This window comes from Nitratireductor sp. GCM10026969 (assembly GCF_042660605.1).
GTDB lineage: Bacteria > Pseudomonadota > Alphaproteobacteria > Rhizobiales > Rhizobiaceae > Chelativorans.
In genome coordinates this window covers 1-5,569 of the sequence record NZ_JBHSUM010000215.1, presented here as the reverse complement: position 1 = coordinate 5,569, position 5,569 = coordinate 1, and the positions used below count along the sequence as shown (strand labels likewise).

Sequence of the window (5,569 nt, the reverse complement as noted above, 5' to 3'; positions counted from 1 at the left end):
CCGCCCCACGAAGCCTTGAGCATCACCGGAAGGCCGACCTCCTCGGCCATCCTCGCGACGGCGTCCATGTCGTCCGGCAGCGGCGCCGTCGCCGGCACCACCGGCACGCCCACCTCCACCGCGAGATTGCGCGCGGCGACCTTGTTGCCGAGCCGGCGCATGGTCTCCGGCCTGGGGCCGATGAAGACGATGCCGTTGGCCGCACAGGCGTCGGCGAATTCGGGGCTCTCCGAGAGCAGCCCGTAGCCCGGATGAATGGCGTCGGCACCGGAGAGCTTTGCGACCCGGATCACCTCGTCGATCGACAGATAGCTCTCGATGGGTCCGAGATCACGCTCGAGGTGCGGCCCGCGTCCCACCTGATAGGATTCGTCGGCCTTGAAGCGGTGCAGCGAATATTTGTCCTCCTCCGCCCAGATTGCGACCGTTTTGATGCCCAGCTCGTTGGCGGCGCGGAAGACACGGATGGCGATCTCGGAACGGTTGGCGACGAGGAGTTTCTGGATCTTCACTGGCATTGCTCCGGTGTGAACTCGGCAATTGTTTAGCGTGCCCGCCATCCCCGTGCAAACCCCGTCATCTCGTCCCGAAGGAGAACGGCCCGGCATGTCTCCATGCCGGGCCGCCGGAACAAGCGTCTGCCTTTCGGCTTATTGCTCCAGATAGTCGTACTGGCCGTCGTTCCACTCGTAGAAGACGTAACCGGGCAGCGTGACATCGCCCTTGTCGTCGAATTCGAGCTCGCCGAGAACGGTCTCGAACGTGCCGGCGTCCAGCGCCTCGACCACCGGGTCGTAATCCGTGGAACCGGCCTCTTCGACCGCCTGCGTCCAGGCCTGGATGGCCGCATAGGTGTAGAGCGCGTAACCCTCGGCCGTCTTGCCGGCGGCCAGCAGCGCGTCAACCACCGGTTTGGCGATCTCGTTCTTGCGCGGATCGGGCGAGAAGGTCATCAGCGTGCCTTCGCCGGCGTCACCGGTGATGGCCCAGTACTCGTCGGTGACCAGCGCGTCACCCGACACAAGCAGCGTATCCATGCCCTGCTCGCGCATCTGCCGCACCATCAGGCCGGCCTCGGTGTGGTAGCCGCCGACATAGAGGACGTCGACGCCCTGTTGCTTCAGCTTCGAGACGAGCGCCGTATAGTCCTTCTCGCCGGCCGTATAGGCCTCGTAGAGCGCCGGCGTGCCGCCCGCCTCTTCATAGGCCGCCATGGTGGCGTCGGCGAGACCCTTGCCATAGGCCGTCTTGTCGTGGACGAAGGCGACCTTCGCGTCGGGGAAGTTTTCCATCAGGAACTGGCCCGCCACGTCGCCCTGCTGGTCGTCGCGGCCGCAGACGCGGTAGACGCCCGGACCGGGGCGGTTGTCGGTGAAGGACGGATTGGTCGATGCCGGAGAGATCTGGATGATGCCCTCGTCGGCATAGACGTTCGAGGCGGGGATCGAGGAACCGGAGCAGAAGTGTCCGGCAACGAAGACCACGCCCTCGCCGGCGAACTGGTTCGCCACGGCCACGGCCTGCTTCGGATCGCAAGCATCGTCACCGACCTCGAGCCGCAGCATCTCGCCATTGACGCCGCCCGCCTCATTGATGTCGGCGACGGCCTGCTCGGCACCGGCCTTCATCTGCGCGCCGAAGGAGGCGTACTGCCCGGTCATCGGCCCCGCCGTGGCGATAGTGATATCGGCCCAGGCGGAGCCAGTCATCACGAGGCTGAGCGCCGCCCCGGCCAACAGTGTCTTTTTCATGACTACTCCCTTGAAAAACACCAGAGGTTCCCTTGTGCATTCCGGAAATGGTGTTCGGCTTTCCGGTTCTGCCCGCGCGGGATTTTCCCGCCTGACCGGCATGAAAGCCCAATTTCAAAGGGAAATAAAGACTTTCGGCCGGCAACCCGCATTCCACACGCCTACCCCGTCACCGGTCCGGACCGAATGCGACGCGAGGTGTATGAAAATGCGGGCAACCCATGTTTCGCGTCAGCCTCTCGCCTTCCAGCTGAGAAGTCCGGTGCCTGCATACTGGAACCGGTACTGCGTCGTCATCTGACGCGCGCGTGTGACGCGTTTTCCCAGAAAAGCGATCGCCGACAGGACGATCAGGTCGACCACGTAATAGTGCAGCGTCAGGAGCGTGCCCCCGAACAGCGCAAAGTGGATGAAGCGAGCCGCCGCGGCCAAGAGCACGATATACACGAAAAGCTGCAGATTGGGTTGCCATGCGCGCGCGATGGCGCGCCCGGTCAGATAGGCCGCGCCGCCTGCCAAAAGCACGGTGACGAAGAAGAACTCCCAGAAGGTGACTTCCCACAAGAGTGCGTTCTCGTTCTCCATCAGTGCCTCCCACCTTCGAGATAGGCCGCGCGCACCTCTTCCCGGCGCAATAGCTCCCGGCCCGTGCCGCTCATGGTGATGTTGCCGTTGACCATCACATAACCGCGATGGGCGAGCTTGAGCGCGTGAAAGGCGTTCTGCTCGACGAGGAACACCGTCAACCCCTCGCTCTCGTTGAGCGCGCGGATGGCGTCGAAGATCTGCTTGACGACGAGCGGCGCCAACCCGAGCGAAGGCTCGTCCAGAAGGAGCAGCTTCGGCCGGCTCATCAGCGCCCGGCCGATCGCCAGCATCTGCTGCTCGCCGCCCGAAAGCGTGCCACCGCGCTGGTGAATACGTTCCTTCAGCCGCGGGAAGAGGTCGAACACGCGCTTCAGGTCGTCCTCGAAATATTTCGGATCGACCAGCGAGGCGCCCATCTGCAGGTTTTCCATAACCGTCATGCGCGGGAAGATGCGCCGGCCCTCCGGTGACTGGGCGATGCCGAGGCGCATGATCTCGTGGGTGGGCATGGCGGTGATGTCCATGTCGTCATAGACGATCTGGCCCTTGCGGGCCTTGGGGTCGCCGCAAATCGTCATCATCAGCGTCGACTTGCCCGCCCCGTTCGCCCCGATCATGGCGACGATCTCGCCGCGATGGACCTCCAGGTCCACGCCGCGCAAGGCGACGATCTTGCCGTAATAGGTTTCGACCCCGTGCACCGACAGCAGGGTTTCGGCACCGCTGCTCATGAGCCCCCTCCTTGGCCGCCGCTCTTGGTTCTCCTGCGCGTGCGCGCGGATGCGGTCCTTGCGGGCGTCTTCTTCGCTGCCGTCTTGGCGGCATCTGTTTTCTTCGTCGCGGTTTTCTTCGCCGCCGGCTTCGGTTTGACGGCCACGCCGCCGGTATCCCCGACCGCTTCCGCGACGTCCTCCAGAACCTCGGGCACGTCGATTTCCTCTTCCTCCTCGACGCCCAGATAGGCGGCGATGACGGCCGGGTCGGTGCGCACCTTCTCCGAATCGCCGTCGGATATCTTTTCGCCGTAGTCGAGCACGACGATATGGTCTGAAATCTCCATGACGACGCCCATGTCGTGCTCGATCAGAAGCACGGAGGTGGCGTGTTCGTCGCGGATGAACTTCAGGAGCGCGTTCAGCTCCGCGGATTCGCGCGGATTGAGCCCCGCGGCCGGTTCGTCCAGACACAGAAGCTCCGGACCGGTGCACATGGCGCGCGCGATCTCCAACCGTCGCTGGGCGCCGTAGGGCAGGTCGGCGGCCGGGTCGTCGGCGCGATCCACCAGATTCATCCGCTCCAGCCAGTAGACGGCCTTGTCGATGGCCCCTTGCTCGGCGCGGCGATAGCCCGGCAGGCCGAGGATGCCACCGAAGGTGAAGCCGGAGGCCACCACGAGCGGGTTGTGCTGGGCCACCAGGAGGTTCTCCAGCACGGTCATGCCGCCGAACAGGCGAATGTTCTGGAAGGTGCGCGCCACCTTGGCCTTGTGGGAGATTTCGTGATCGGGCATGCGCTCGAGCAGGAAGACGCCCGCCTGGCCGCTCTTCTTCCAGCGCAGGCCGCTGTCGGTCACGGTCTTGACCATCTCGTCCAGCCGGCCGGGACCGTGGCGCATGACGATGCGCCCTTCGGTGGGCTTGTAGAAACCCGTCACGCAGTTGAAGACCGTCGTCTTGCCGGCGCCGTTGGGCCCGATAAGGGCGGTGATGTCGCCCCGCCCGACGTCGAAGGAGAGATCGCCCACCGCGACCAGGCCGCCGAAGCGCATGGTCAGATGCTCGACGGAGAGGATCGGATCCTGCTCCCAGTTGCGCACGGACGCCTTGGGTGCCGCTTTCGTCTCAGCCGCCATCAGTGCCCCTCACCCTGTGCAACCATACCGGCATCGATGCGCTTCTTCTCCTTCAGCACGGTCGAGGGTTCGCGTGTCGAGATCAGGCCGCGCGGCTTCCACACCATGATGAACACCATCGCCAGACCGAAGATCAGCATGCGGTACTGGACCGGGTCGAAACCGGGTCCGAAGACATGCGTGAGGAAGCCGAGATTGCGCAGCATCTCGATGCCGCCGATCATCACCACCGAGGCGATGACGACGCCGATCTGCGACCCGAGCCCGCCCAGCACAACGATGGCCAGGATGATCGCCGATTCCAGGAAGGTGAAGCTTTCCGGCGAGATGAAGCCCTGGCGCGTGGCGAAGAACGAGCCGGCCAGGCCGCCGAACAAGGCCCCGATCGAGAACGCCGTCAGCTTGGTGTTGCGGGTGTTGATGCCAAGCGAGCGGCAGGCGATCTCGTCCTCGCGCAGCGCCTCCCAGGCGCGCCCGATCGGCAGTTTTCTCAGCCGGATGGTGACCAGGTTGGTGATCAGGGCGAGGATGAGGATGATATAGTAGAGGAAGATGAAGCGCTGGATCGGATCGTACTCGATGCCGAAGAAAGCGGCAAAGCCGTCGTCGCCGCGCGAAAGCTCCAGGCCGAAGAAGGTCGGCTTGGGAATACCCGAGATGCCGTCGGGGCCGCCCGTGAACTGGTACCAGTTCAACAGCACAACGCGGATGATCTCGCCGAAGGCAAGCGTGACGATGGCAAGATAGTCGCCGCGCAGCCGCAGCACGGGGAAACCGAGAATGACCCCCCAGAAGGCCGCAAGGATGCCGGCGAGCGGCAGCGCGCTCCAGAAGCCGATCTCGAAATAGTGGGCCAAAAGCGCGAAGGAATAGGCGCCCACCGCGTAGAAGGCCACATAGCCAAGGTCGAGCAGCCCGGCCAGGCCGACCACGATGTTCAGCCCCCAGCCGAGCATGATGTAGGTCATGATGAGAATGGCCAGGTCGATGAACTGCCGGTCGCGCCCGGGAAAGAAGTTGGTGAAGAAGAAGGGGAGCACGAGTGCGAAGGCGAGCAGAGCCCGCCCCAGCCACTTGCCGAGCCCGCCGGGCACGGCTTCTATCACGCCGGACAACGCCCCGCCGAGCGTCTGGGTGACCGGATTATCGGTCCGGAAGACGAAGAGGCTGAGCGCCAGCCGGCCGGCGAAGACCACCAGGATGGAGACGATCCACGCGCCCCATCGCGTCGTCAGGTCCAGCCCGCCGGGAGCGATGTCGGTGCGTATTCCGATCAGGAAGAAGCCGAGCACCGCGGCCAGGAACGCCGCAGCCGCGGCGTCGCGCAGGGAATCGGCAAATCGGTTGGTCGTCGGCGCCGCCCGGATCGTGCGCGGCG

The 5,569-nt window shown here is 64.7% G+C and carries 6 protein-coding genes; all 6 read right to left on the bottom strand.

Annotated features, from left to right (window positions below; genetic code table 11):
- The coding region (locus ACFP9U_RS23530; protein ID WP_378625180.1) for a biotin carboxylase N-terminal domain-containing protein at nt 1-518 on the bottom strand (518 nt) is incomplete at its 3' end.
- Between the two features lie 132 nt (nt 519-650).
- Complete coding sequence (locus ACFP9U_RS23525) at nt 651-1,751, bottom strand: branched-chain amino acid ABC transporter substrate-binding protein (protein ID WP_378625179.1); 1,101 nt, start codon at nt 1,749-1,751, stop codon at nt 651-653.
- Nucleotides 1,752-1,982: 231 nt separating this feature from the next.
- Nucleotides 1,983-2,336 (bottom strand): DUF6867 family protein, encoded by a 354-nt coding sequence (locus ACFP9U_RS23520; protein ID WP_378625177.1) that lies wholly within the window; start codon nt 2,334-2,336, stop codon nt 1,983-1,985.
- Nucleotides 2,336-3,070 (bottom strand): ABC transporter ATP-binding protein, encoded by a 735-nt coding sequence (locus ACFP9U_RS23515; protein WP_378625176.1) that lies wholly within the window; start codon nt 3,068-3,070, stop codon nt 2,336-2,338. The genes ACFP9U_RS23520 and ACFP9U_RS23515 overlap by 1 nt, the downstream gene beginning before the upstream one ends.
- Nucleotides 3,067-4,191, bottom strand: a complete 1,125-nt coding sequence (locus ACFP9U_RS23510) for an ABC transporter ATP-binding protein (protein ID WP_378625174.1) — start codon at nt 4,189-4,191, stop codon at nt 3,067-3,069. Before ACFP9U_RS23510 ends, ACFP9U_RS23515 begins: the two co-directional genes overlap by 4 nt.
- Nucleotides 4,191-5,558, bottom strand: a complete 1,368-nt coding sequence (gene livM, locus ACFP9U_RS23505) for a high-affinity branched-chain amino acid ABC transporter permease LivM (protein WP_378625181.1) — start codon at nt 5,556-5,558, stop codon at nt 4,191-4,193. Before livM ends, ACFP9U_RS23510 begins: the two co-directional genes overlap by 1 nt.
- Nucleotides 5,559-5,569 lie beyond the last annotated feature (11 nt).

Coding starts and splice junctions, on each gene's coding strand:
- ACFP9U_RS23515 (WP_378625176.1), bottom strand. CDS start 3,070: ATGAGCAGCGGTGCCGAAACCCTGCTGTCGGTGCACGGGGTCGAAACC.
- ACFP9U_RS23510 (WP_378625174.1), bottom strand. CDS start 4,191: ATGGCGGCTGAGACGAAAGCGGCACCCAAGGCGTCCGTGCGCAACTGG.
- ACFP9U_RS23525 (WP_378625179.1), bottom strand. CDS start 1,751: ATGAAAAAGACACTGTTGGCCGGGGCGGCGCTCAGCCTCGTGATGACT.
- ACFP9U_RS23520 (WP_378625177.1), bottom strand. CDS start 2,336: ATGGAGAACGAGAACGCACTCTTGTGGGAAGTCACCTTCTGGGAGTTC.